The organism is Streptomyces durbertensis (genome assembly GCF_014156695.1).
Taxonomy (GTDB): Bacteria; Actinomycetota; Actinomycetes; order Streptomycetales; family Streptomycetaceae; genus Streptomyces; species Streptomyces durbertensis.
The window spans coordinates 1-255 of the sequence record NZ_WMLF01000997.1; the positions used below are offsets into that span (position 1 = coordinate 1).

At 75.7% G+C, this 255-nt stretch carries 1 protein-coding gene; it reads right to left on the reverse strand.

The genetic code is table 11. The annotated features are described in order from the left end of the window. Window positions 1-255: FAD-dependent oxidoreductase (locus GL263_RS29370; RefSeq protein ID WP_182858490.1), on the reverse strand; the 255-nt coding region annotated here is incomplete at both ends.

A 255-nucleotide genomic window follows, 5' to 3' on the forward strand; every position in this document is an offset into this window, starting at 1 on the left:
ATGCCCGCCATGGCGTCGCGGACCAGCTCGCCCATGTCCGGGTCGAGCGTGGTCATCGGCTGCTCCGCCCGGTCCAGCACGGTCACCCGGTAGCCGCGCAGGGCGAGTGCCTCGGCCATCTCCACACTGATGTAGCCGGCGCCGACGACCACCGCGTGCCGGGGCCCGCGGCGGCGCTCCACCTCGGCGAGGGTGCGCAGCAGCGCCTCGCCGTCGCCGAGCGTCTGCACGCAGTGCACGCCGGGAGCGTCGGCG